This window comes from Burkholderia sp. AU18528 (genome assembly GCF_002223215.2).
GTDB classification, from domain to species: domain Bacteria; phylum Pseudomonadota; class Gammaproteobacteria; order Burkholderiales; family Burkholderiaceae; genus Burkholderia; species Burkholderia semiarida.
Genome location: NZ_NKFC02000006.1, coordinates 351,813 through 377,329 on the forward strand (window position 1 = coordinate 351,813; position 25,517 = coordinate 377,329).

The following is a 25,517-nucleotide window of genomic DNA, read 5'->3' on the forward strand; positions in this document are numbered from 1 at the left end:
CGGGCTGTTTATGGATGCGCGCCCGGCCATTGGCCTGTCGTTCTGATACGTGATGCGTCGAGGCTTACTTCTTGGTGCCGGCGCCGAGCAGACCGCCGAGCAGGTTGGTGACCGGCGACAGCAGGTTGCCGGTGCCGCTGGCGGCGCCGCCGCTCGTGCTGCCGGTCAGGCCGGTCACCACGGAGCCGCTGCCGCCCGGCGTCGTCACGGTGCCCGTCGCGCCGCCGGGGCTGACCGTGCCGACGGCGCCGGCCGAGCCGGCCGGCGTGCCCAGCGCACCCGTGAGCGTGCCGACCGGGCCGCTCGTCAGCACCCCGCCGAGCGTGCCGGACAGGTTGCCGCCCGGCGTCGTGACGGTGCCGGTGAGGCTCGCGCCGAGCGGCGTCAGCGAGTTGACGAGGTTGGTGACCGGCGCGAGCAGGCCGCCGAGACCCGCGCCGCTCGTGCCACTCGTTCCGCTTGTGCCGCTGGTGCCGCCGGTGCCGCTCGAGCCGATGCTGCCGAGCGCACCCGTCACCGTGCCGAGCAGGCCGGTGATCGGAGCGAGCGGGCCGCCGCTCGTACCGCTCGTGCCGCCCGAGCCGCTCGAACTGCTGCCGCCGCCGAGTGCGCCCGTCAGCGAACCGAGCACGCCCGTGATCGGGGCGAGCGGATTGCTGCCGCTGCTGGAACTGCCGCTGGACAGCAGGCCGCCGGCCGACGCCACCGTGTTACCGAGCTGGGACACGCTGTTCCCGGCGCTCGTGCCGACCGGGTTGCCGGTTGCGCCGCCGACCTGCGAACCGGCCAGGCCGAGGCCGCTGCCGAGCGTGTTCAGCAGGCCGCTGAGCGGGGCGCCGAGCAACGTGGCGTTGCCGAGCGTTTGCGTGACGCCCGGCGTCGTGACGCCACCGGTCAGCGTGTTCGTGATCGGGTTGATCACGCTGCCGAGTTGCGTCTCGATTTGCTGCACCGGCGCGCTGTTCAGCGCCGTGTTCAGCGCCGATGCGGTCGAGTTGACCGCGGTGCCGACCGTGTTGACGAGACTGCCGACCAGCGTCGTCGCCGGCGCGAGCGGCGACAGCGGACCGGTGCCGAGGCTCGTCACGGCATTGCCGAGGCTGTTGACCGCACCGCCGGTGCCGGTCAGCAGGCCGGTGGTCGACGTGATCGTCGGGCCGAGCGGGTTCGGCGACACGCCGATCGAGCCCAGGCCGGCTGCGACGCCGTTGCCGAGCGATTGCACGCCGTTGCCGAGGCTGCTGACTGCATTGCCGACGCTGGTGGCCGTCGTCGGGTTCGTGCCGGGGATCTGCACGCCGCCGATCTGGGTGCCGCCGTTCACGACCGTCGTGCCGAGCGCCGTCACGAGGTTGCCGGATTTCTGGAGGACGTTGCCGAGCGGGGTGACGCTGGTGCCGGAGGTGCCGGAAGTACCCGAGGTGCCGGAAGTACCCGAGGTGCCGGAAGTACCCGAGGTGCCGGAAGTACCCGAGGTGCCGGAAGTACCCGAGGTGCCGGAAGTACCCGAGGTGCCGGAAGTACCCGAGGTGCCGGAGGTGCCTGACGTGCCGGAAGTGCCCGAGGTGCCGGAAGTACCCGAAGTACCCGACGTGCCGGAAGTGCCGGAAGTGCCCGACGTGCCGGAAGTACCCGAGGTGCCGGAGGTGCCTGACGTGCCGGAAGTACCCGACGTGCCCGACGTGCCCGAGGTGCCGGAAGTGCCGGAAGTGCCGGAAGTGCCGGAAGTACCCGAAGTGCCCGACGTGCCCGACGTGCCCGAAGTGCCGGAAGTACCCGAAGTGCCGGAAGTGCCGGAAGTGCCCGAGGTACCGGAAGTACCCGAAGTACCCGAAGTGCCCGAAGTACCGGAAGTACCCGACGTGCCGGAGGTGCCCGAGGTACCGGAAGTACCCGAAGTACCGGAAGTACCGGAAGTACCGGAAGTGCCCGACGTGCCCGAAGTACCCGAAGTACCCGAGGTGCCGGAAGTGCCGGAAGTGCCGGAAGTGCCCGAAGTGCCCGAAGTGCCCGAAGTGCCCGAAGTGCCCGAAGTGCCGGAAGTACCCGAAGTGCCGGAAGTACCCGAAGTGCCGGAAGTACCCGAGGTGCCGGAAGTACCCGAACTCCCGCCGCCCGATGTCCCCGACGAGCCGCCGCCCGACGTACCCGAAGTCCCCGAACTGCCGCTCGTCCCGGACGTGCTCGGCTTGATCGTCGGCGGGGTCGTCGGTCCGTCGACCGAACCGCAGCCGTACAGCGCGAGCAGCGACGAGACGGCCATCGTTACCGTCGTCTTCTTGAAGAGAGTGTGCATGTTGGCCTCGACATTGGAAGTGTGTCCAGGCCTACACTGCAAATTCCGCGCCACGACAGGTTTCGCGAAACGGTGTCGCGATTTATTGCGGAAACCGCGAATATCGACGCGATTTAAACGGAGGAATGGCGGTTTCGCGCGACAGGCACGTGCGGCGCGCGCACGCCGCGGCTGCGATGTTCCCGTCAGGCACCGTAACGCGCGGCCGGATGTTACGTAGCGTTCGGCCGCCCGGTACGCGACCGGCCGCGAACCGAGCACCGCATCTTTGACGAAACGCGCGCCTCGCCCGAACATGGCGCGACATCCTCCGGCCGCCGGCGACGCCGAAGCGGTCTCGACTCCAACCAGGACATCGACATGAGCGAACAGGACAGGGAATACGGCAAGGCGCGGCGCATCGACGTGATGGGCGAGGCGTTCGTCGAGCGCGCGATGCGCGACCTCGACGGATTTTCGCGCCCGTTGCAGGACTGGCTGAACGAGCATGCGTGGGGCAGCACGTGGCAGCGGGGCGGGATCGACCTGAAGACGCGCAGCCTGTGCACGTGCGCGATGCTGGCGGCGCTCGGCCGCGGCACGGAGCTGAAGGGCCATGTTCGCGGCGCGCTTAACAACGGCGCGAGCCTCGTCGAGATCCGCGAGGTATTGCTGCACAGCGCGTTGTACGCAGGGGCGCCTGCCGCGGTCGAGGCGTTTCGCAACGCGCGCGAGGTGATCGCCGATCTCGGGCTGTCGATACCCGACGACGGAGCCTGAACCCGATGCGGCGCCGGCTGCCCGGCACGGCATCGGAATCCGGCCCTGCGTCGCCGCCGCGACCTACGCGATGCGCACCGGCTGCGCGGCGACGTCGACCGGCGCGGCGGCGACTTCGAGCAACCAGTCGGCCGTCGCTTCGGGAAGCGTGACCGGCAGCATGTGCCCGCCTTCGACGACCTTCAGCCGCACGCGCGCCGATTTCTGCGCGAGCGCGTCGCCGTGCTCGCGCCAGTTCAGGATCGGATCGGCACGGCCGTACAGCACGTCGACCGGCAGCGCGAGTTCCGGATAGCGGCGCTCCATCGCGGGCAGATCGACGGGCGCCGACAGCAGGTCCGTCGCCGTCGCGTAGAACACGTGCGGGCGCATCCCGAGCAGGCCGCCGCCCTTGACCGGGAAGTCGCGCGGCACGTCCTCCGGCGCGAACACCTGGCGTACGGCCTTGCGCCCGGTCAGGATCGTCAGCGGAATCGCGAAGGTCCACGACACGAAACGGCGCACGAGCGGCGACGGCAGCATCAGCGGCTTGAACGGCGCGGGCGGTTCGGTCTGCTCGTGCGACAGCGGCGCGATCAGCGCGAGCCGGCTCACGCGGTCCGCATGGTTGAGGCCGACCGCGAGCGCGATCGCGCCGCCGAGCGAGTGGCCGACCAGCACCGGCTTGTCGAGTTTCAGCGCGTCGATGAACGCGGCGACCGTGCGGGCCTGCGCGAACACGTTCGCCTGCGAGGCCGCGCCGCGCAGCGAGCGGCCGGCGCCGGGCCGGTCGATCAGGATCACGCGATGCTGCTGCGCGAGCCGCGCGAGCGGCAGGTACGCGAAATTGCGCCATTGCCCCGCGAGCCCGTGGACGAACACGATCGGCGGGCCGTTGCCGTATTCGACGTAGTGGATGCGGTCGCCGTCGATGTCGACGAAGCGGCCTTCAGGCGGAAACGCGCGCGTCACGCGACGGGCCACGTAAGCGGAAAACAGCGCGAGCGCGGCGAGCGCCGCGACGACGCCGAGCAGGACGTTCTGGATCAGATGGAGCGTAGGGGTCATGTCGGCCTCAGCGGGTTTCGAGTGCGGGTTCGGCAGCCGGCGCGGTGGCGGCCGGGCCGGTTGTGGCGCGGCGTTCGAAATGCATCGCGGAATCGGCGAGCGCGCTGAATTTCAGCGACGCGAGATCGAGCACGTAGTTCTGGTGGAACTTCCACGGCTTGCGGCGCCCCTGCTTCGGCAGGATGCCGGCCGCGCGCTGGATGTAGCCGGAGCTCAGGTTGACCGCCGGTACGTCGCCGAGGTCGCCGGCGCCGAGCCGCGGCACGCACGTGTCGTACCCGTTCGCGCGCATGTGGTTGAGCAGCCGGCACACGTAGCGCGCGATCAGCTCGGCCTTCAGCGTCCACGACGCATTCGTGTAGCCGAACGACGACGCGAGGTTCGGCACGTCGCTGTACATCATGCCCTTGTACGACACCGTCTCGGGCAAATCGACCACGCGGCCGTCGACCGTCACGCGCGCGCCGCCGAGCATCTTCACCTTCAGCCCGGTCGCGGTGACGATCACGTCCGCGTCGAGCTGCTGGCCGCCCTTCAGCCGGAGGCCGGTCGGCGTGAAGCGCTCGATCTCGTCGGTGACGATCGACGCGCGGCCCGCGCGGATCGCCTTGAACAGGTCGCCGTTCGGCACGAGGCACACGCGCTGGTCCCACGGCATGTAGCGCGGCGTCAGGTGCTTTGCGACGTCGAAGTCGGGGCCGAGCTGCTTGCGGGCCGCGCGGATGATGAACTTCTTCGTCTGCTCGGGCTTGCGGCGCGACACGTTGTACAGGTACATCGTGAGCAGTACGTTCTTCACGCGCACCAGCCGGTGCGCGAGCCGCGACGGCAGCACGCGGCGCAGCGCGTTCGCGATCCGGTCGCGCGCGGGCAGCGACACGATGTAGGTCGGCGAGCGCTGCAGCATCGTCACGTGCCGCGCGTCGGCCGCCATCGACGGCACGAGCGTCACGGCCGTCGCGCCGCTGCCGATCACGACCACGCGCCGGTTCGCGTACGACAGATCCTTCGGCCAGTGCTGCGGATGCACGAGCTTGCCCTCGAACGTGTCCATGCCGGCCCAGTCGGGCAGGTAGCCTGCGTCGTAGTCGTAGTAGCCGCTGCACATGAACAGGAAGCGGCAGGTGTAGACGAGCGTGTCGGTCGCGCCGTTTTGCGTGCGCTCGATGCGTACCGTCCAGCGCGCGCGGCTCGAATCCCAGTCGGCCGCGACGACCTTCCGGCCGTAGCGGATCGTCTTGTCGATGCCGTAGGTGCGCGCGGTGTCGCGGATGTAGTCGAGGATCGTCTGGCCGTCGGAGATCGCCTTCTCGCTATGCCATGGGCGGAAGCTGTAGCCGAGCGTGAACATGTCGGAATCCGAACGAACGCCCGGATAGCGGAACAGGTCCCAGGTGCCGCCGATCGCGTCGCGCGCCTCGACGATCGCCACGCTCGCATGCGGGCAGCGCTGCTTCAGGTGATACGCGGCACCGATGCCGGACAGGCCTGCGCCGACGATCAGCACGTCGAGGTCGCGGTTTTCGTCACTGTCGCGGCGGGCGTCGGGGGCGGGCGGCGCGTCGCGCCGGTCGGTCGTCGTCGAGATCATGCGGGGTCCTGGGTCGGCGTGGTCGGGCGCGCGGCGGGTGCGTGCGCGCGTGCGAGGTTGCGGGTGCGGGCGCGGCGCACATGGCGCAGCATCAGCCACTGGTAACCGGCGCCGAGCAGCCGCACGATCCGGTCGAGCCGGTGCGCGTCGGCGCCGACCAGCACGCGGCGCGCATTGCGCTCGACGCCTGCGAGGATCTGCCGCGCGGCCTCGTCGGCCGTCGTCGCGTTGATCAGGCGGTTGGCCTGGCGGCGATGGGTCGCTTCGTCCTGGCCCGTCAGCGCGTGGATGCTGGTGTCGACGCGGCCAGCATCGACGATGCTCGTCGCGACGCCGCCCGGATGCACGCACGTCGCGCTCACCGGCGCGCCGTCGAGTTCGAGTTCCATCCGCAGCGCCTCGGTGAAGCCGCGCACCGCGAACTTGGTCGCGTTGTACGCGCTTTGCGTCGGCATCGCGACGAGCCCGAACAGGCTCGACGTGTTGACGACATGGCCGTCGCCCGACGCGCGCAGATGCGGCAGGAACGCTTGCGTGCCGTGCACGACGCCCCAGAAATTGATGCCGACGATCCATTCGAGATCGGCGAGGCGCGCGGTTTCGGCGCTGGCGGCCAGCGACACGCCTGCGTTGTTGAAGATCAGGTTGACCTTGCCGTGCTCGGCGCGCACGAACTCGGCCCACGCGAACACCGCGTCGCGATCGGCGACGTCGAGCCGCCGCGTGCTCACGCGCACGCTGTGCTGTGCGCAGGCGGCCGCCGTGCCGGCGAGCCCGACATCGTTGACGTCGGCGAGCGCGACCTCGCAGCCGCGCCGCGCAAGCTCCACCGCGAGGCTGCGGCCCATGCCCGAACCGGCGCCCGTGATCGCGGCGACCTTGCCGGAAAATCCCTTCATCCGTCGTTCCTCCCGTTCCGCTTGCGCTGTACCGGCGGCGCATCTATTGTGGTGTTGTTCGTCACCACTTTAGTTTTCGGGTGTCCTGATGTCAAATAGCGGAATGGAGAAAGCACTCGAAACGGAAAAAAGGGGCCGGTCGTATGGCGGCGTGGCGCCCGAGGTACGGGCCGCCGAGCGGCGCGACGCGTTGATCCGCGCGGCGACGCGCGTGTTCGGTACGGTGGGTTTTCGCAAGGCGACCGTGCGGTCGATCTGCCAGGCAGCGAAGCTGAACGACCGCTATTTCTATGCGGCGTTCGACAGCACCGAGGATTTGCTGCGCTGCACCTACCTGCATCACGCGCAGCAGTTGCATGACGCGGTCGCGCAGGCGGTCGCCGCGCGCGGCGGCGATCTGCGGGAGCGCGTCGACGCGGGGCTCGCGGCGTTCTTCGCGTTTTTGCGCGACCCGTGCGCGGCGCGCGTGCTGCTGCTCGAGGTGATGGGCGTGAGCGCGGATACCGACATGACGTATCAGCGCATGCTGATCGACTTCGGCAAGCTGATCATGGCGATTGGCGCGCCGGGCGAGGCCGCGACGCCTGGCGAGCGCAGTGAGCAGCGGCTGATCGGGCTCGCGCTGGTGGGCGCAATGACGAACGTCGGCGCGGCGTGGCTGCTGACCGACTATCGCGATCCGGAGGCACTGATGATTTCCAGTTGCAGGAAGGTGCTGCTGGGGACGTTGCAGGCGCGCGACTAGGGACGCGCGGGAAAACGGGGCTCATTGGCCGGACGAGACCAAATTCGGACTATAATCAGTCTTGTTATGGACTGGCACAGGACGTGTTCCATGAAATTCTCTACCCAGGTCAAGCCCATCAGCTATCTCAAGAGCCACGCCGCCGATATCGTCAGGGACATCTCGGAAAGCCGCGAGCCGATGCTGATTACCCAGAACGGAGAGGCGAAGCTCGTTGTCATGGACGTCAAGTCGTATGAGGAGCATGAAGAGACGCTTGCGCTTCTTCGGCTGCTTGCACTCGGCAATCGGGAGATCGAGCAGGGCCACTTCCGTCCAGTCGAGGATGTCTTTGCGGACCTCGACAAGCACGACGATCAATGACACTGCGGGTTGTCGTTCTTCGTTCGGCGGAAGAAGATCTGAAGAGGTTGAAGCGCTATCTCGTATCGAATTTCGGTTCGGCTACCTGGCAAACGAGCTACCGGCAGATCAAGGACGCCATTGCATCGATTCGCGCTTTTCCGAATCACGGCAGGATTCCTGATGAACTCGCGAATATCAGCCTCGGTCAGTATCGCGAAGTCATTGCCGGAATGAACCGCATCATTTATGACGTGCGAGGCGACACCATTCACGTGCATATCGTTTGCGATACGCGCAGGGATCTGAAGTCCTTGCTGATGAGGCGGCTTGTGGTCGCTCATTGAGCGCGATCGCCATTCTTCCTCGTTTCACGATCCCGCCCTCCGTGGTTTCGAACTTGCGCGCCGCGTAATCGGTGCCGCCGCCGTCACCCCGAGCCTCGCCTTCATCGCCTCGATGAACGCCCGTACCTTCGGCGACGGCAGCCGCGTCGACGGAAACACCGCATGAATCCCGGCCGGCGCCGTGCGCCAGCCCGGCAGCAGCCGCACGAGCCGACCGGCCGCGACGTCGTCCGCGGTCGAAAAATCCGTCAGCAGCCCGAAGCCGCCGCCCGCGAGCACGATCGCGCGGCACGCGGTCGCGGTATTCGACACGACCGGCGCGACACAGCGCACCGACGCGCGGCCGCCTCGCACGTGATCGAGTTCGAGCGTATGCGGGCGCGGCAGCGACGACAACATCACGAACGGCAGCGCGGCGAGCGCATCCGGATCGCGCGGCAGCCCGTGCCGCGCGACGAACGCCGGGCTCGCGACCAGCCATTTCTCGTACGTGCCGAGCTGCACCGCGCGATAGTTCGAATCGGCGAGGCGGCCGATGCGGATCGCGACGTCGAGGTTGTCCGCGACGAGATCGACGACGCGGTCGTTCGCGACGAGTTCGACCGCGAGCGCCGGATGCCGGTCGCGCAGCGCGACCACGGCCGGCGCGACGACCAGCGCGCCGTAGTCGATCGGCACGCTCACGCGCAGCGTGCCGCGCAGCGGCCCGGCGTCGGACGACACCGCGTCGAGCGCGGCTTCGGTGGCGCGCACGATATCGCGACACGCGTCGTAGAACACGCGTCCGGCATCGGTCACGCTCAGCCGCCGCGTCGTGCGCACCAGCAGATTCGCGCCGACCTCGGATTCGAGGCGCTGCATGTGCGTGCTGACGACCGTCTTCGCCAGGCCGAGCCGCTCGGCCGCGGCCGTCAGCGAGCCGGCCTCCACCACCGCGACGAAGATCGCCAGCCGGTTCAGGTTCACGTCGCGCAGATCGGCCATCGTCGATTGTCCTATGCAAGCGGATAATGTTTCCGCGATTATCCGTCTTCTGGCGACGAACGGCGAGCGCTACGCTGGAGCCGTTCGTCGCCGATTCCCGGCGGCGCGAGATTTCGGAGTGTTTCCATGTCTGCCGCCAGCAAGCCTGCCTCGCCGATCCGCGTTTATTCGTTCCTGTTGTCCGGGCACGCGCACCGTGTCCGGTTGTTCCTGTCGCTGCTCGGGTTGCCGTCGAAGACCATCGACGTCGATCTCGCGGCCGGCGCGCAACGGGAACCGGCGTTTCTCGCGTTGAATCCGCTCGGGCAGGTGCCGGTGATCGACGATGGCGGCACCGTGATCGCCGATTCGAACGCGATCCTCGTGTATCTCGCGAAGCGCTACGGCGACGCACACTGGCTGCCGGACGACCCGGTCGGCGCGGCCGTCGTGCAGCGCTGGCTGTCGTACGCGGCCGGCCCGATCGCGTCGGGCCCCGCGGCCGCGCGGCTCGTGACCGTGTTCGGCGCGCAACTCGACGCGGAAGCGGCCAAGCGTACGGCCGCGAAAGTGCTCGACGTGATCGATCGCGAGCTGGCCGGCAAGCCGTTCGCGGCCGGCGCGCAGCCGACGATCGCGGACGTCGCCGCGTACACGTACATCGCGCACGCACCGGAAGGCGGCGTGTCGCTCGAACCGTATCCGCACGTGCGCGCGTGGCTGGCGCGTATCGAGGCGCTGCCTGGTTTCGTCGCGATGCCGACGACGCGCGCGGGCCTGCTCGCCGCGTAACGCCTGCCGCCAACGCATCTGTCCACGGAGAACGAGATGAACGCGCCGACCGCCGTCGTACCGGGGTGGGAACTCGATACCGCGCCGTTTCACGCGGGCGAGCTTGCCGTGCAGCAGCGCGCAGGCGTGGCGGACGCGGCGGGCGCGGCCGGCCGGCGCGGGATCCGGCGCTTCATGCCGGACCAGCACCGGACGTTCTTCGCGCAACTGCCGTTCTTCGTGCTCGGCGGCGTCGATGCGCACGGCCAGCCGTGGGCGACGCTGCGGGCCGGTGCGCCGGGTTTCGTCACGTCGCCGGACCCGCGCACGCTGCGCATCGCGGCGCCCGCGCTGCCGGGCGATCCCCTCGCCGGCGCATGGCACGCGGGCGCGCCGCTCGGCGGGCTCGGCATCGAATTCGATACGCGGCGCCGCAATCGCGTGAACGGCGTCGTGCGCGCGGCCGACGGCGATGCGCTGACGATCGCGGTCGAGCAGAGCTTCGGCAACTGCGCGAAATACATCCAGGGCCGCAAGCCGACGTTCGTCGCGCGGGAGGTCGCGGCGGCCGTCGCGACCGACGTGTCGGATGTGCTGAGCGACGCGGATCGCGCGCTGCTCGCGCAGGCCGACACGTTCTTCGTCGCGAGCGCGAACACGTCGGCGCAGGCCGGTGCGGCGCGCGGCGCCGACGTGTCGCATCGCGGCGGGATGCCGGGCTTCGTGCGCGTCGACGATGCGCGCACGCTGGCGACGCCGGATTTCAGCGGCAATCGGTTCTTCAATACGCTCGGCAACCTGCGGCACGATCCGCGCGCGGGGCTGCTGTTCATCGATTTCGAAAGCGGCGATTTGCTGTATGTCGCCGCGCACGCGGAGATCGTGTGGGACGGGCCGGTCGTCGCGTCGTTCGACGGCGCGCAGCGCGTCGTGCGGTTTCATGTGCGGGAAGTGCGGCGCGTGCGGGCGGTCCTGCCGTTCCGGTGGTCGGCGGTCGAGCGTGCGCCGCAGTTCGCGGCGATGGCGGCGTCGTCGGGTCCGGCGCCGGCGACGGCCGGACCGGCGCCGTCCGCGGCCACGCCGGTAAAGGCGCCCGCATGGCGGCCGCTGCGGATCGCGAAGATCGTCGACGAAGCGCGCGCGATCCGGTCGTTCCATTTCGAACCGGCGGATGGCGGCGCATTGCCTGCGTACGAAGCCGGGCAGCACCTGACGCTGCGCATCGCGCTGCCGGGCAGCGATACACCGACGATCCGCAGCTACACGCTGTCCGACGCACCGGGCGGCGCGCATTACCGGATCACCGTGAAGCGGGAAGGACGCGTATCGGCGTGGCTGCACGACCACGCGCAGGCCGGCATGACGCTCGATGCGCAGATGCCGCGCGGCCGTTTCACGTTCGATCTCGCGAGCCCGCGGCCGGCCGTGCTCGTGTCGGCCGGTATCGGCATCACGCCGATGGTCGCGATGCTGCGCCGCGCACTGGCCGACGATACGCCGTCGCGCCGCATCGTGTTCGTGCACGGCGCGCGCGAAGCGGCCGACCGGCCGTTTGCCGCCGAGCTGGCGCGCATCGCGGCCGCCGATGCACGCATGTCGCTTCACTGGTTCGACAGTCATCCTGACGAACGCACGGCGGCGCGGGCCGGCCGGATCGACGTCGCGCAACTGAAGCGGCTCCTTTCGTTCGACGATTACGATTTCTACCTGTGCGGGCCGGCGGCGTTCATGCGCGACCTGTACGACGGGCTGCGCGCGCTGAACGTGCCGGACGAGCGCATCCGCTTCGAGGCATTCGGGCCGTCGAGCGTCTCGCGCAGTGCGACCCGCGCGGCTGCCACGCCCGCGGCAGCAAGCGTGCCGGTCGTATTTCGGCGCACGGGGCGCGAGGCCGCGTGGACGCCCGCCGACGGCGCGCTGCTCGAATTCGCGGAAGGGCAGCGCGTGAGCGTGCCGTCCGAATGCCGCTCCGGTTCGTGCGGCACGTGCGCGACACGCGTGCTGTCCGGCGCGGTCGACTACGAGCGAGCGCCCGATGCGGCGATCGAACCCGGCTGCGCGCTGCCGTGTGTCGCGCGGCCCGCGCAAGGGGCCAGGGAGCCGCTCGTGCTCGACTGCTGACGCGTGTGCGACATGCCGCCGCAGATCGCCTGCTGCGCGAAAAGCGCGCGCAACTGCTTCTTTTTTCGGATGCCGTCCGGATCGACGATAGCGTCACCGATTCGATGAAAGGAGCTCATCATGAAACTGCTCGGCATGGTCCGCCTGGTCCTGTGGAGTTTCTTCGGCGTGCGCAACAGCAAGGCGCACGCGACCGATCTCGCGAACGCCAACTTCACGCTGCTGCCGTTCGTCGCGATTTTGCTCGCGCTGCTGGTTGGCGCGGTCATTTACGGCGTCGTGCATCTGGTCGTCGATCCGACCGTGACGATGCAGGGCTTTTGAGCGAACGGCCGGCGAACCGGTAGCGGGCCGCCTTCTCCGCTCCGGTTTCAGGCCGCTCGACCGGCGCATACGACGCCGGCGCCGGAGGCCGGCACGCACGACGCGCATCGCGACCGCATTGCCGCCGTTGTCGCGCTGCCCGAGCCGCTCGTTCCCGTTCCCGCCTTTCCTGTCTCCCGTTTCCCGTTTCCCGTTCCGCCCGGTTCCGCGGCCCTTCGCCCCGCCCGGGGTAAAATGCGCGCCACGCCGCGATGTCGCGCGAGCCGGGCACGCCGCCGTTCCGTTGAACGGCCGGCGCCAGTGTCCGCCGCCCGCACCGGGGCGTTCGAAGCGTCCCCCGCATGACGACCGCGCGATGCAGCCGGCCTTCCGACCCGCCCTCGACGAACCTGTCGGCCGCTGCGTCGGTTCCCGGCGCGTCATCCGAATCCGATGTCCTATCCTGCGTGTTTCCGATCGGTCTGCCCGCTTGCGCGCTGTATCGTCCGGTTCGTCTGATGAATATCGTATCGACGCATGCGTCCGGCGACGGGCGCGGCGGCGTTCGCGGGCGCACGATTTGCAGCTTCGTAACGGTTTTCGACAGGGTCGAGTGGCGAGTTTTCCATCCAGAACAATGACGGTGAATAGAACAACAGCGGCACGCGCACGGCGGCGGCGCGCGACGGTCGGGCTCGGCGTCGGGCTCGGTGTCACGCTTTTCGCGGCGCAGGCCGCCGCGGCTCGGGGCGACATGCCCGCATCGGGCGCGGACGCGGCCGGCAGCGCGACGCTGCCCGCGATCACGGTGAGCGGCGAGCGCGGCCACCCGCTGCGGGCGCGCGAAGCGTCGGTCGCGGGGTTCGACGACGCGCCGCTGCGCGACACGCCCGCGTCGGTGAACGTCATCACGCGCGCGCTGATCGACGATCAGCAGGCGAAGCGGCTGAGCGACGTCTTGCGCAACGATGCGTCGGTCGTCAACGACTATGCGCCGGTCGGCTATTTCGAAGGCTTCGCGATCCGCGGTTTTCCGGTCGATCTCGCGAGCGCGATCCGAATCGACGGGCTGACGGTGTCCGGCGAGCAGAACGTGCCGCTCGAGAACAAGGAGCGCGTCGAGATCCTGAAAGGGCTCGCGGGCATCGACAGCGGCGTCGTCGCGCCGGGCGGCGTGATCAACTTCGTGACGAAGCGCTCCGCGAACGTCGCGAGCGTGACGGCTGGCGTCGACAGCCGCGGCTCGACGTCGGCGGCCGTCGATCTCGGCCGCCGCTTCGGCGCCGACCATCAGTTCGGGTTCCGGATCAATGCGGCGAAGGAGAACATGCACTCCTATATCGACGGCACGAACGGGCGGCGCACGTTCGGGTCGATCGCCGCCGACTGGGACATCAGCCCGCGCGCGAGCCTGCAGCTCAACGCCGAATTCCAGCAGTGGATCCAGCGTTCCGCGCCCGGCTACCAGTTGCTCGGCGGCACCGTCGTGCCGTCGGTCAAGACGACGTCGAAAGCGCTCGGCTCGCAGCCGTGGGCGAAACCGGTGACGACCGACGCGCTGAACCTGAACGCGCGTTTCGACTATCGGTTCAACGACGACTGGAAGGCGTACATCGCCGCCGGCCGCAGCCGCACGATGATCGACGACAACAGCGCGTTCGCGTACGGCTGTTCGTATGCGGCAAGCTGCGCGGCCGGTGCGACGTCGCCGTTCTTCTTCGGCGCGAACGGCGACTACGACGTGTACGACTTCCGCAGCCCCGGCGAATACCGGCGCAACGACGATTTGCGCGCGGTCACGACGGGCAAGTTCGCGACGGGGCCGCTGCGGCACGAGTTGACGCTCGGCGTGAGCGTGCAGCGCCGCGTCGTGAGCATGGCGGACGCCGTGTACGACTACGTGGGCAGCGAGAATATCTACGGGCCGGACCTGACGTTCCCGCCGTCGCCGAATTCGCCCGGGCCGTCGTATCCGCGCCTCGATGCGTGGCAGTACGGCGTGTTCGGGCTCGACCGCATCAGCCTCGGCGAACACTGGCAGGTGCTCGCGGGCGGCAAGGAAGTGCTGCTGCGCCAGCGCAGCTGGAGCAGCCTCGACGGCGAGACGACGCACACCGACCGCTCGGTGTTCCTGCCGCAGGTCGCGCTCGTCTACAAACCGGTGAACGTGCTGTCGCTGTATGCGTCGTACAGCAAGGCGCTGTCGCTCGGCGACCAGGCGCCCGTGCGCGCGACCAACGCGTACGCGTTCCTGCCGCCCGTCGAATCGCACCAGATCGAAGTCGGCGCGAAATACGACTGGCTCGACCGGCTGAGCCTCACGGCCGCCGTGTTCTCGATCAGCAAGCCGTTTCAGTTCGCCGATCCCGACGCGTCGGGATCGTCCTATACGTTCGTGCAGCGCGGTACGCAGCGGCACCAGGGGATCGAGTTCGGCGCGGCCGGGCGCGTGACCGAACGATTGGGGCTGACGGCCAGCGTCGCGGCGATTCGCGCCCGCGCATACGATTCAGGGTCGCCGGCCTACGAAGGGCACCAGATCATCAACGTGCCCGCGCTGCGCGCGTCGCTGTATGCGGACTACGCGGTGCCGGGCGTCGCGGGCCTGAACGTGCTCGGCGGCGTCGAGTACAGCGCGGCGCGCAACGCGAACGAAGAGGGTACCGCGCGCGTGCCGTCGTGGTTCGTGTTCAATCTCGGCGCGCGTTATACGACGAAGATCGGCGGCCATCGCACGGTGTTGCGCGTGTCGGTGGACAATCTGTTCAACAAGTTCTACTGGCGCGACGCAGGCGAGCAGCAGGGCGATGCGTACCTGTTCCCGGGTGCGCCGCGCACCGCGCGCGTGTCGTTGACCTATGATTTCTGATCGGCCGGAAACGGGCGCATGACGCGCGGCCCCGGCAGCCCACCAGGAGAGCACGGACGATGTCCCCACTCGAAATCGCCGGCGTGATCGTCAGCGCGCTCGCGATCTGGCTGACCGCGAAGCGGCGCATGCTGTGCTGGCCGGTCGGCCTTGCGTCGGTCGCGCTGTACGGCTGGATCTTCTTCGACGCGAAACTGTACTCGGACATGCTGCTGCAGGGCGCGTTCGCGGTGCTGCAGGTGTACGGCTGGCAGCGCTGGCTCGCGCAGCGGGCGAGCGAGGCCGACGGCAAGGCGGCGCCTGCCGGCGATGTCGCGCCAGTCACCGGCGTGCGCCCGATGCAAATGCTGCCCGACCTGGTCGCGGCCGTCGTCGGCAGCGCGCTGCTCGGCGGGATGATGGCGCGCTGGACCGATGCGGCGCTGCCGTTCGTCGACGCGTCGCTGACCGCGTTCAGCCTCGTCGCGCAATACTGGACGGCGCGGCGCTACATCGCGTCGTGGGGGCTGTGGATCGTCGTGAACGTCGTGTACGTCGGGATGTTCGTGTTCAAGGAGCTGTATCTGACGGCCGGGCTCTATGCGCTGTTCATCGGGCTGGCCGTGGTCGGCTGGCGCGACTGGAGCCGCACGGCCGCGACGCTGCGCGCGAGCGCGAGCCCGGCCGGCTGATTCGCAGCCGATTCAACCACGGAGCTACGTCGTTCATGTCATTTCCCCTCGAACCGGATGCGCCGGCATCGCGTGACGCCGCGCAGGCGCGCGAGGTCGCGCCGCCGCAGTTCGGCGTCGACGGCGAACAGGCCGAACGCGACTGGCCGCTGATGATGCACGACGAAGTCGCGGCCGTGCTCGCGCGGATCGATGGCGCCGGCGCGCCCGCGCGCCTCACGTGGCACAGCCCGCGGCCGTTCTCGGCGGCCGTGCTGGTGCGCACGACCGACGAGCGCGCGCTGTTCGTCAAGCGTCATCATGCGAGCCTGCGCGACGTCGCGGGGCTCGAGGAAGAGCATCGCTTCATCGCGCATCTGCGCGCACACGGCGTGCCGGTGGCGGACGTGCTCGCCGGTCGCGACGGCACAACCGCGTTCGCATCCGGCGACTGGACGTATGAAGTGCACGTGGTCGCGCCGGGTGTCGATGCGTATCGCGGCGTGATGTCGTGGAAGCCGTTCACGCATCCTTCGCATGCGTATGCGGCCGGCCGCGCGCTCGCCGAGCTGCATCGCGCGTCGGCCGGCTACGATGCGCCGGCGCGGCCGGTTCGCCCGCTGCTGTCGAGCTTTCGCGTGTTGTCGTCGAGCGATCTTGTCGGTGCGCTCGAACGCTGGGTCACGGCGCAACCGTTGCTCGTCAGGGCGCTCGGCGCGCGCGACTGGCGTGGCGACGTGGCCGACGCGATCGGCCCGTATCACGCGCGCCTCGTGCCGCTGCTGCCTGCGTTGACGCCGCTGTGGACGCATGGCGACTGGCATGCGTCGAACCTGCTGTGGGCCGACGCCGGGCCCGGCGCGCAGGTGCGGACCGTGCTCGACTTCGGCTTGTCGGATCGTACTTGCGCCGTGATGGATCTCGCGCTCGCGATCGAGCGCAACACTGTCGACTGGATGGCGCCGGCCGACGCACGGCGCATCGAATACGAGCAGATCGACGCGTTGCTCGACGGCTACGAATCGCTCGAACCGCTGAGCGACGACGCATATGCGGCGCTGGTCGCGCTGCTGCCGATCGTACATACGGAGTTCGCGCTGTCGGAGGTCGCCTATTTCGGCTGCGTCATCGATGCGCCGGCGATCGTCGACATCGCGTACGACGGTTACCTGATCGGGCACGCGAGGTGGTTCGGCGAACGCGACGGGCGGCAGTTGCTGGACTGGCTCGTGCAGCGGCGGCGGGGAAAGCACATCACCTGATTCGCGCGCGGGGCGTATGGCCTGCGCGTGTCGCATTTCCGAACCTCTGCATTCTTTCGTGCGGCCCATCGTGCCGCGCGCTCACCGAATCCTCATGATCGTCGAGAGGGGACGCCGTCCCCGCACGGCACCGCACGTCTGCGTACGGTTGCGCCCAACATGACGGAAATATCATCTTCGCCTCATGTTCGCACTGCGGCCGGTCCGTAGCATCGGTCGCAAACCGTTACCGCAGAACCGAACATGTTCAAGCTCAACCTCGCCGTGGCCGCCGTCTTCGCGATGGCCGCGACGGCTCATGCGCAGCCCTCGCTGTCGCCGGGGCCGGCCACGGCTCCGGCTGCTGCCGCCCCGATCGGCGCACTGCCATCCGACGCACGTCCTCCATCGTCATTGACGCTTGCCGACGCGCTCGCCGTCGCCGCCCGCAACAACCCGGCGCTGCGCGGCGCGCGCGCGGATGTCGATGCATCGGCCGGCGCACTGATGCAGGCCGGCGCGCGGCCCAACCCCGAAGTGTCGTTCCTGCAGGAAGGTTTCAGCCGAGCGGAACGCACGTCGACCGCGCTGATCAACCAGACGATCGAACTCGGCGACAAGCGTCGCGCACGGCTCGACGTCGCGTCGTACGGCAGCGAATCGGCCAGCGCGTCGCTCGACGAGCAGGGCGCGGCGGTGCGCGCCGACGTGATCGCAGCCTTCTACGGGCTGCTCGCCGCGCAGCGTCAACTTCAGGTGACCGAGGAATCGGCCGCGATCGCCGCGCGCTCCGCGGATCTGGCGGCCCGTCGCGCGCAGGCCGGCAAGGTGTCGCCGGTCGAGGCGACCAAGGCCCGGGTGGCGGCGGCCGGCGTGCAGATCGAAGTCGTGACCGCGCGCGGCCGTGTCGACGTTGCGCGCGAGAAGCTGAACGCGGTGATGGGCGAAGCGCGCAACGCCCCGCTTGCGGTGCTCGGCGACCTCGAAGCCGTACCGTCGGTCGAGCCGCTGTCCGCGCTGACCGCGCAGCTCGACGACGCGCCGCTCGCGCGCATCGCGCGCGCCGAGATGCTGCGCTCGAACGCGGCCGTGTCGCTCGAACGCGCGCGGCGCATTCCGGACGTGACGGTCAGCGCCGGCGTGAAGCGCGTGACCACGGGCGGCGTGCCCGACAACCAGGCGGTGGTCGGCGTGTCGATCCCGATTCCGCTGTTCAACACGAACCAGGGCGCGCTGCTCGAGGCGACGCACAAGGCCACGCGCGCGAACGCCGATCTCGACCGCGAACGCACACGCCTGCGGCTCGAACTGACGCAGGCATACGCGAATTTCGAGGCCGCCGATCAGGAAGCGCAGCGGTTGAAGTCCGACATCTTGCCAGCCGCGCGCATCGCGCTCGACGCGATGTCGCGCGGCTACGAACTCGGCAAGTTCAGCTTCCTCGACGTGCTCGACGCACAGCGCACGCTGTTTCTGGGGCAGTCGCAATACGTCCGTGCGCTCGCCGACGCGCATACGGCCCGTGCCGATATCGGCCGGCTCGTCGGCACGCCGCTCGCGGTCCGCGCGCAATGAGCGCCCCTCTTGACTGAAGGATCATCATGTCACGCAGCAGAATCTTCATCATTGCGGCAGCCGTGCTCGGCGGCGCAGGAATCGTGATCGGCGCGCTCGCCGTCGCGCGGGGCGGGAGCGGCGCATCGGCGCCGACGGCCGCCGAATCCGCCCAGGCGGCCGACGGCGCCGGCGCGCACGGCGGTGTCGTGCTCAAGCGCGGCAAGCTGTCCGTCGAGATCGTGATGACGGAAAAGCCCGGCGATGCGCGGCTCGTCGTCTATCCGTTCGTCGACGGCAAGCCCGCGACCCACGGCGTGACCGTGTCCGGCACGCTGGTGCGGTACGACCGCACGCACGAGCCGCTGCGGTTCGACGCGGCCGGCCAGAAGTTCGTGTCCGCGCAGTCGATCGCGAAGCCGCACGTATTCGATGCGACGATCGACGTGAAGGCCGGCAACGACGCCGCATCGTTCCCGTTCGCGCGCGCCGACGGCGCGGTCGTGCTGACCGACGCGCAACTGGCGACGTCGAAGATCGCGCTCGCGAAGGCCGGCCCCGCGCAGATCGCGACGCCGTTCCAGTTGCCGGGCGAGATCAAGTTCAACGAGGATCGCACCGCGCACGTGGTGCCGCGCGTGGCCGGCATCGTCGAACAGGTATCGGTGTCGCTCGGGCAGAACGTCGCGAAGGGGCAGGTGCTTGCCGTGATCGCGAGCACCGATCTGGCGGACCGCCGCAGCGAACTGCTGACGGCCGAGCGCCGGTTATCGGGTGCGCGCGCAACCTACGAGCGTGAACGCACGCTGTGGCAGGAGCGCATCTCGGCCGAACAGGATTATCAGCAGGCGCAGGTGCAGTTGCGCGAGGCCGAGATCGCCGTGCAGAACGCGCGACAGAAGCTCGCCGCGCTGAACGCGCCGGCGGGCGCGGGCGCGCTGAACCGGTATGAACTGCGTGCGCCGTTCGCCGGCACGATCGTCGAGAAGCATGCGACGCCCGGCGAGGCGATCGCCGCCGATGCGAGCATGTTCGTGATCTCCGACCTGTCGACCGTGTGGGCCGAGATGGCCGTGCCGGCGCAGCGGCTGAACGACGTGCGCGTGGGCCGCGATGCGACCGTCAGCGCGACCGCGTTCGAATCGCGTTCGAGCGGCCCGATCGCGTATGTGGGTTCGCTGCTCGGCGAGCAGACGCGCACCGCGCCGGCGCGCGTCGTGCTGCCGAACCCCGACGGCGTGTGGCGCCCGGGGATGTTCGTGAACGTGTCGGTCGACGCGGGCCGCCAGGGCGTGCCGCTCGCGGTCGCGAGCGACGCGCTGCAGGACGTCGACGGCGCGCCGTCGGTGTTCGTGCGTTCGCCGAAGGGTTTCGTCGCACAGGCCGTCGAAACGGGGCGGCGCGACGAACGCGCGACCGAAGTGCTGAAGGGGCTCGAGCCGGGCCAGGAATACGCGGCGACGAACAGCTTCGTGTTGAAGGCCGAACTCGGCAAGGGGAGCGCGGAACATGAATGAGCAGCAATACGCGTGCGCCGTGGCGCGACTGGCGGCCCGATATGCGGCGCGCTTTCCGATCCGCCGCCTGACCGGCCGCGCAGCGCGTCCGGCGCGTGCGACCGTACCCCGTTTCAAGGAATCCCGACATGTTTGAGCGCCTGATCCGCTTTGCGATCGCGCACCGCTGGCTCGTGATGCTGGCGATCGCGGCCGTGGCCGCGCTGGGCGTGTTCAGCTACCAGCGGCTGCCGATCGACGCGGTGCCCGACATCACGAACGTGCAGGTGCAGATCAACACGTCCGCGCCCGGCTACTCGCCGCTCGAGGCCGAGCAGCGCATCACCTATCCGGTCGAGACCGCGATGGCCGGGCTGCCCGGGCTCGAACAGACGCGTTCGATCTCGCGCTACGGGCTGTCGCAGGTCACCGTGATCTTCAAGGACGGCACCGACATCTACTTCGCGCGGCAGCTCGTCAACGAGCGCATCCAGGAAGCGAAGGACAAGCTGCCGGCCGGCATCGCGCCCGCGATGGGCCCGACGTCGACCGGCCTCGGCGAGATCTACCTGTGGACCGTCGAAGCCGATGCCGGCGCACGCAAGCCCGACGGCGCGCGCTATACGGCAGCCGATCTGCGCGAGCTGCAGGACTGGGTCGTGCGGCCGCAACTGCGCAACGTGCGCGGCGTGACCGAGGTCAACTCGATCGGCGGCTACGTGAAGGAGTATCGAGTCGCGCCGAATCCCACGAAGCTGATGTCGTACGGGCTGACGCTCGCCGACGTCGTGCGGGCGCTCGAGCGCAACAACGACAACGTCGGCGCCGGCTACATCGAAAAGCGCGGCGAGCAGTATCTCGTGCGCGTGCCGGGCCAGGCGCGCACCGTCGACGACATCGCGAACATCGTGCTGACCAACGTCGGCGGCGTGCCGGTGCGGATGAAGGACGTCGGCGTCGTCGACGTCGGCCGCGAACTGCGCACGGGCGCCGCGACGTCGAACGGCGAGGAAGTCGTGCTCGGCACGGTGTTCATGTTGATGGGCGAGAACAGCCGGACGGTGTCGAAGGCCGTCGCCGCGAAGATGGAGGACGTGAACCGCACGCTGCCGGCCGGCGTGAAGGCGATTCCGGTGTACGACCGCACGGTGCTCGTCGAGAAGGCCGTCGCGACCGTGAAGAAGAACCTGCTCGAGGGCGCGGTGCTCGTGATCGCCGTGCTGTTCCTGTTCCTCGGCAACATCCGTGCGGCGCTGATCACCGCGCTCGTGATTCCGCTGTCGATGCTGATGACCTTCACGGGGATGGTCAACGCGAAGGTGAGCGCGAACCTGATGAGCCTCGGCGCGCTCGACTTCGGGATCATCGTCGACGGCGCGGTGGTGATCGTCGAGAACTGCGTGCGGCGGCTCGCGCATGCGCAGGCGGCGGCCGGGCGGCCGCTCACGCGCGACGAGCGTTTCGCCGAAGTGTTCGGCGCATCGCAGGAGGCGCGCCGCGCGCTGATCTTCGGGCAACTGATCATCATGGTCGTGTACCTGCCGATCTTTGCGCTGACCGGCGTCGAGGGCAAGATGTTCCACCCGATGGCGATCACGGTCGTGATGGCGCTCGCTGCCGCGATGGTGCTCACCGTCACGTTCATTCCGGCAGCCGTCGCGCTATTCATCGGCGAGCGGGTCGAGGAGAAGGAGAACCTGCTGATGCGCTGGGCGCGGCGTGCGTACGAACCGGTGCTCGCCGGTTTCATGACGCGCCCGGCACGCGTGATGATCGGGGCGGGCGCGATCGTGCTCGCCACGCTCGGACTCGCCACGCGGCTCGGCAGCGAGTTCATCCCGAGCCTCAACGAAGGCGACCTGGCCGTCGCCGCATTGCGAATTCCCGGCACGAGCCTGTCGCAGTCGGTCGAGATGCAGAAGTCGATCGAGAAGACGCTGAAGGCGCGCTTCCCCGAGATCGAGCGCGTGTTCGCGCGCACCGGCACGGCCGAGATCGCGGCCGACCCGATGCCGCCGAACCTGTCGGACGGCTACATCATGCTGAAGCCGGCCGACACGTGGCCCGACCCGAAGAAGCCGCGCGAGCAGCTCGTGAGCGAGATCGAGGAAGCGCTCGCCGAGCTGCCGGGTAACGCCTACGAGTTCTCGCAGCCGATCCAGCTGCGCTTCAACGAGCTGATCTCGGGCGTGCGCAGCGACGTCGCCGTGAAGATCTTCGGCGACGACATGGTCGTGCTGAACCAGACCGGCGAACAGATCGCGGCCGCGTTGCAGAAGGTGCCGGGTGCATCGGAGGTGAAGGTCGAGCAGACCACGGGCCTGCCGGTGCTGACCGTCAACCTCGACCGCGACAAGCTCGCGCGCTACGGCGTGAGCGTCGCCGACCTGCAGGATTCGGTGGCCGCTGCCGTCGGCGGGCAGAAGGCCGGTACGCTGTTCCAGGGCGATCGCCGCTTCGACATCGTCGTGCGGTTACCCGACGAGCTGCGCACCGACATCGAGGCGATCAAGCGGCTGCCGATCGCGCTGCCCGCGCCGACGGCCGGCGCCAGCGCGCCGCTCGCGGCGGCGCCGTACGTGCCGCTCGCGGAGCTCGCGACGATCGACGTGGCGCCCGGCCCGAACCAGATCAGCCGCGAGGACGGCAAGCGGCGGGTGGTCGTCAGCGCGAACGTGCGCGGGCGCGACGTCGGCTCGTTCGTCGCCGATGCGCGCGAGCAGTTGCAGCAGGACGTGCGCGTGCCGGCCGGCTACTGGGTGTCGTGGGGCGGGCAGTTCGAGCAGTTGCAAAGCGCGAGCGAGCGCCTGAAGCTCGTCGTGCCGCTCGCGCTGTTCATGGTGTTCGTGCTGCTGTTCGTGATGTTCAACAACGTGAAGGACGGCTTGCTCGTATTCACCGGCATTCCGTTCGCGCTGAGCGGCGGCGTCGTGTCGCTGTGGCTGCGCGGGATTCCGCTGTCGATCACGGCGGCGGTCGGCTTCATCGCGCTGTCCGGCGTGGCCGTGCTCAACGGTCTCGTGATGATCTCGTTCATCCGCAACCTGCGCGACGAAGGGATGCCGCTCGACGCCGCGGTGCGCGACGGCGCGCTCACGCGGCTGCGGCCCGTGCTGATGACCGCGCTGGTCGCGTCGCTCGGCTTCCTGCCGATGGCGTTCGCGACCGGTACCGGCGCCGAGGTGCAGCGCCCGCTCGCGACGGTCGTGATCGGCGGTATCCTGTCGTCCACCGCGCTGACGCTGCTGGTGCTGCCGGTGCTGTACCGTGTCAGCCACGCGGTGTCGTGGCGCGCGGCGTTGCGCGGCGGGTTCGGCGCGGGCATGATGCGCCGGCTGCGTTTCTTCAAGGGTAATGCGTGATGCGAATTCTGATTGTCGAGGATGAACCGAAGACGGGCGCGTATCTGCGCAAGGGGTTGACCGAGGCCGGCTACGTCGTCGACTGGGTCGAGGACGGCATCACGGGCCAGCATCAGGCCGAAACGGAGGAGTACGACCTGCTCGTGCTCGACGTGATGCTGCCCGGGCAGGACGGCTGGACGCTGCTGCAGAACCTGCGGCGCAGCAAGTCGACGCCCGTGCTGTTCCTCACCGCGCGCGACGACGTCGGCGATCGCGTGAAGGGGCTCGAACTCGGCGCGGACGACTATCTCGCGAAGCCGTTCGACTTCGTCGAGCTGACCGCGCGCATCAAGTCGATCCTGCGGCGCGGCCAGCCGCGCGATTCGAACACGCTGCGCGTGGCCGATCTCGAACTCGACCTGACGCGCCGCAAGGCCACGCGGCAAGGCGACACGATCCTGCTGACCGCGAAGGAGTTCGCGCTGCTGTGGCTGCTGATGCGGCGCGAAGGGGAGATCCTGCCGCGCGCGACGATCGCGTCGCAGGTGTGGGACATGAACTTCAACAGCGACACGAACGTCGTCGATTCAGCGATCCGCCGGCTGCGCTCGAAGATCGACGACGCGTACGAGCCGAAGCTGATCCACACGGTGCGCGGGATGGGCTACGTGCTCGAAGCGCGCGGCGGCGCGGCCGCATGATCGCGCGCTTGCTGCCGCGGACGCTGCGCGGCCGGCTGACCGCGCTGATCATCCTGTCGACGTCGGTCATCCTCGCGTCGAGCGGCGTCGCACTGTACGAAGCGCTGAGCAACCGCGTCGAAACGACGGCAGCCGAGCAGATGGCCGGCATTTCCGCCGCATTGGGGGCGCACCTGGCCGAGGCGCGCACGACGGCCGACGTCGCGCGCGACACCGACATCTGGATCGACCAGTTGCACGGTCACCCGAACATGGACCTCGCGATCTTCGATGCCGGCGGCGCGCGCGTCGTCGGCACGCCCGGCTTTCGCCCGTACGCGCCGCTGCTGTCGATGAACACCGGGCGCGTGCCGGTCGGCGTCGCGCCGCCGGGCGCACGGCACCAGTACCTGCTGACGGCCGTGCCGCTCGCCGGCGCGGGTGCGCCCGTGGTGCGCGTCGCCGTGCAGTACGATCGCAGCGCCGACGTGCTGCTGTTGCGCACGCATGCTTATACGATCGTCGTGATCGAGGTGTTCGGCGTGGTGCTCGCGGCCGCGATCGCGTACGGCATCGCGGCGCTCGGGCTGAGCCCGCTGCGGCGGTTCGCGGCGCGTGCCGAGCAAATGTCGACGAGCCGGCTCGCGCATCCGCTGCCGGAACTCGATACGTCGGGCGAGCTGAAGGAGCTCGAACATGCGTTCAACGGGATGCTCGAACGGCTGAACGAATCGTTCACGCGGCTGAGCCAGTTCTCGTCGAATCTCGCGCACGACATGCGCACGCCGCTCACGAACCTGCAGGCGGCCGCGCAGGTCGTGCTGTCGCAACCGCGCGGCGCGGACGAATACCGGAGCGTGATCGAGTCGAGCATCGACGAATACCAGCGGCTGTCGCGGATGATCGAGGACATGCTGTTTCTCGCGCGTTCGGAACAGGCCGGCACGTCGATCAGTGTGCGGCGGCTGAATGCGGCGGAGGAGGCGGAGCGGGTGGCCGGCTATTACGAGCCGCTGGCGGAAGATGAAGGCGTGACCGTGAAGGTCGACGGCCACGCGTGGGTCGATGCGGATCTGACGCTGTACCAGCGTGCGTTGAGCAATCTGCTGTCGAATGCGCTGACGTACGCGCCGCGCGGCAGCGTCGTGACGATCGATTGCGTCGAGCAGGGCGGCGCGACGACGATCGCCGTGTCCGATACGGGGCCCGGCATTGCCGCGGAGCATGTCGGGCGGATTTTCGAGCGCTTCTATCGCGTCGATCCGTCGCGGCACAATTCGGCGTCGGGCACGGGGCTGGGCCTCGCGATCGTCCGGTCGATCATGGACAATCACGGCGGCGAATGCGGCGTCGACAGCGAGCCGGGCCGCCGCACGACCTTCTGGCTGCGCTTTCCGCGAAGGCCGGCCGAACCGGAACGGCCGGCCGCCACTCGCACCTGACGGCGCGGGCGGCCACGCCCGCGCGTTCGCGGTGAGGCTGCCGCGCGCTGCCGGCGC

The 25,517-nt window shown here is 69.2% G+C and carries 20 protein-coding genes; 15 read left to right on the forward strand and 5 right to left on the reverse strand.

Translation table 11 applies throughout. The features are described from left to right. Nucleotides 1-64: 64 nt before the first annotated feature. The gene (locus CFB52_RS35140) at nucleotides 65-2,296 is read right to left on the reverse strand and encodes a collagen-like triple helix repeat-containing protein (protein WP_099317135.1); all 2,232 of its coding nucleotides are present in this window, start codon (nucleotides 2,294-2,296) and stop codon (nucleotides 65-67) included. 360 nt (nucleotides 2,297-2,656) lie between these two features. Here CFB52_RS35140 and CFB52_RS18435 point away from each other — a divergent pair, with 360 nt between their 5' ends. Further along, complete coding sequence (locus tag CFB52_RS18435) at nucleotides 2,657-3,055, forward strand: carboxymuconolactone decarboxylase family protein (RefSeq protein ID WP_059580213.1); 399 nt, start codon at nucleotides 2,657-2,659, stop codon at nucleotides 3,053-3,055. Between the two features lie 63 nt (nucleotides 3,056-3,118). On the opposite strand, the gene CFB52_RS18440 is transcribed toward CFB52_RS18435, so the two are convergent. Genes CFB52_RS18440 through CFB52_RS18450 form a run of 3 tightly spaced genes read right to left on the reverse strand, consistent with a single transcriptional unit; the run spans nucleotide 3,119 to nucleotide 6,592 of the window. Then, nucleotides 3,119-4,102, reverse strand: a complete 984-nt coding sequence (locus CFB52_RS18440) for an alpha/beta fold hydrolase (RefSeq protein ID WP_099317136.1) — start codon at nucleotides 4,100-4,102, stop codon at nucleotides 3,119-3,121. 7 nt (nucleotides 4,103-4,109) lie between these two features. Then, nucleotides 4,110-5,693 (reverse strand): NAD(P)/FAD-dependent oxidoreductase, encoded by a 1,584-nt coding sequence (locus CFB52_RS18445; RefSeq protein WP_089465421.1) that lies wholly within the window; start codon nucleotides 5,691-5,693, stop codon nucleotides 4,110-4,112. After that, nucleotides 5,690-6,592, reverse strand: a complete 903-nt coding sequence (locus CFB52_RS18450) for an SDR family oxidoreductase (protein ID WP_099317137.1) — start codon at nucleotides 6,590-6,592, stop codon at nucleotides 5,690-5,692. The genes CFB52_RS18445 and CFB52_RS18450 overlap by 4 nt, the downstream gene beginning before the upstream one ends. A gap of 88 nt (nucleotides 6,593-6,680) precedes the next feature. On the opposite strand from CFB52_RS18450, the gene CFB52_RS18455 reads away from it, so the two are divergent. The 3 genes from CFB52_RS18455 to CFB52_RS18465 all read left to right on the forward strand — a co-directional run bounded on the left by CFB52_RS18455 (nucleotide 6,681) and on the right by CFB52_RS18465 (nucleotide 8,026). Then, nucleotides 6,681-7,337 carry a TetR/AcrR family transcriptional regulator gene (locus tag CFB52_RS18455; RefSeq protein WP_099317138.1) on the forward strand — a complete coding sequence of 219 codons (657 nt, stop codon included), beginning with the start codon at nucleotides 6,681-6,683 and terminating at the stop codon, nucleotides 7,335-7,337. 90 nt (nucleotides 7,338-7,427) lie between these two features. Then, nucleotides 7,428-7,700 (forward strand): type II toxin-antitoxin system Phd/YefM family antitoxin, encoded by a 273-nt coding sequence (locus tag CFB52_RS18460; RefSeq protein ID WP_099317863.1) that lies wholly within the window; start codon nucleotides 7,428-7,430, stop codon nucleotides 7,698-7,700. Then, nucleotides 7,697-8,026, forward strand: a complete 330-nt coding sequence (locus CFB52_RS18465) for a type II toxin-antitoxin system RelE/ParE family toxin (protein ID WP_050014473.1) — start codon at nucleotides 7,697-7,699, stop codon at nucleotides 8,024-8,026. The genes CFB52_RS18460 and CFB52_RS18465 overlap by 4 nt, the downstream gene beginning before the upstream one ends. A gap of 24 nt (nucleotides 8,027-8,050) precedes the next feature. Here the strand turns inward: CFB52_RS18465 and CFB52_RS18470 are convergent, their stop codons facing one another. Further along, nucleotides 8,051-9,010, reverse strand: coding sequence for a LysR family transcriptional regulator (locus CFB52_RS18470; protein ID WP_099317139.1), 960 nt, complete (start codon nucleotides 9,008-9,010; stop codon nucleotides 8,051-8,053). Between the two features lie 126 nt (nucleotides 9,011-9,136). On the opposite strand from CFB52_RS18470, the gene CFB52_RS18475 reads away from it, so the two are divergent. The 11 genes from CFB52_RS18475 to CFB52_RS18530 all read left to right on the forward strand — a co-directional run bounded on the left by CFB52_RS18475 (nucleotide 9,137) and on the right by CFB52_RS18530 (nucleotide 25,460). Continuing rightward, the gene (locus CFB52_RS18475) at nucleotides 9,137-9,781 is read left to right on the forward strand and encodes a glutathione S-transferase family protein (protein WP_099317140.1); all 645 of its coding nucleotides are present in this window, start codon (nucleotides 9,137-9,139) and stop codon (nucleotides 9,779-9,781) included. A gap of 36 nt (nucleotides 9,782-9,817) precedes the next feature. Further along, nucleotides 9,818-11,881, forward strand: a complete 2,064-nt coding sequence (locus CFB52_RS18480; RefSeq protein WP_099317141.1) for a pyridoxamine 5'-phosphate oxidase family protein — start codon at nucleotides 9,818-9,820, stop codon at nucleotides 11,879-11,881. A gap of 120 nt (nucleotides 11,882-12,001) precedes the next feature. Continuing rightward, nucleotides 12,002-12,205 (forward strand): DUF2970 domain-containing protein, encoded by a 204-nt coding sequence (locus CFB52_RS18485; RefSeq protein ID WP_006486164.1) that lies wholly within the window; start codon nucleotides 12,002-12,004, stop codon nucleotides 12,203-12,205. Between the two features lie 616 nt (nucleotides 12,206-12,821). Next, the gene (locus tag CFB52_RS18495; RefSeq protein WP_099317142.1) at nucleotides 12,822-15,053 is read left to right on the forward strand and encodes a TonB-dependent siderophore receptor; all 2,232 of its coding nucleotides are present in this window, start codon (nucleotides 12,822-12,824) and stop codon (nucleotides 15,051-15,053) included. A 59-nt stretch (nucleotides 15,054-15,112) separates the two neighbouring features. Then, the gene (pnuC, locus tag CFB52_RS18500) at nucleotides 15,113-15,724 is read left to right on the forward strand and encodes a nicotinamide riboside transporter PnuC (protein WP_059580234.1); all 612 of its coding nucleotides are present in this window, start codon (nucleotides 15,113-15,115) and stop codon (nucleotides 15,722-15,724) included. Between the two features lie 35 nt (nucleotides 15,725-15,759). Next, nucleotides 15,760-16,965 (forward strand): phosphotransferase enzyme family protein, encoded by a 1,206-nt coding sequence (locus CFB52_RS18505; RefSeq protein WP_099317143.1) that lies wholly within the window; start codon nucleotides 15,760-15,762, stop codon nucleotides 16,963-16,965. A 243-nt stretch (nucleotides 16,966-17,208) separates the two neighbouring features. Then, nucleotides 17,209-18,519: a TolC family protein gene (locus tag CFB52_RS18510; RefSeq protein WP_099317144.1), complete on the forward strand. Its 1,311-nt coding sequence runs from the start codon at nucleotides 17,209-17,211 to the stop codon at nucleotides 18,517-18,519. A gap of 26 nt (nucleotides 18,520-18,545) precedes the next feature. Then, nucleotides 18,546-20,015 (forward strand): efflux RND transporter periplasmic adaptor subunit, encoded by a 1,470-nt coding sequence (locus CFB52_RS18515; RefSeq protein ID WP_180278228.1) that lies wholly within the window; start codon nucleotides 18,546-18,548, stop codon nucleotides 20,013-20,015. A gap of 128 nt (nucleotides 20,016-20,143) precedes the next feature. After that, entirely contained in the window at nucleotides 20,144-23,356 is a 3,213-nt protein-coding gene (locus CFB52_RS18520) for an efflux RND transporter permease subunit (RefSeq protein WP_099317145.1), read from the forward strand. Then, entirely contained in the window at nucleotides 23,356-24,039 is a 684-nt protein-coding gene (gene irlR, locus CFB52_RS18525; RefSeq protein WP_006490455.1) for a heavy metal response regulator transcription factor IrlR, read from the forward strand. Before CFB52_RS18520 ends, irlR begins: the two co-directional genes overlap by 1 nt. Then, on the forward strand, nucleotides 24,036-25,460 hold the full coding sequence (locus CFB52_RS18530; RefSeq protein ID WP_099317146.1) for a heavy metal sensor histidine kinase: 1,425 nt from the start codon (nucleotides 24,036-24,038) through the stop codon (nucleotides 25,458-25,460). Before irlR ends, CFB52_RS18530 begins: the two co-directional genes overlap by 4 nt. Nucleotides 25,461-25,517 lie beyond the last annotated feature (57 nt).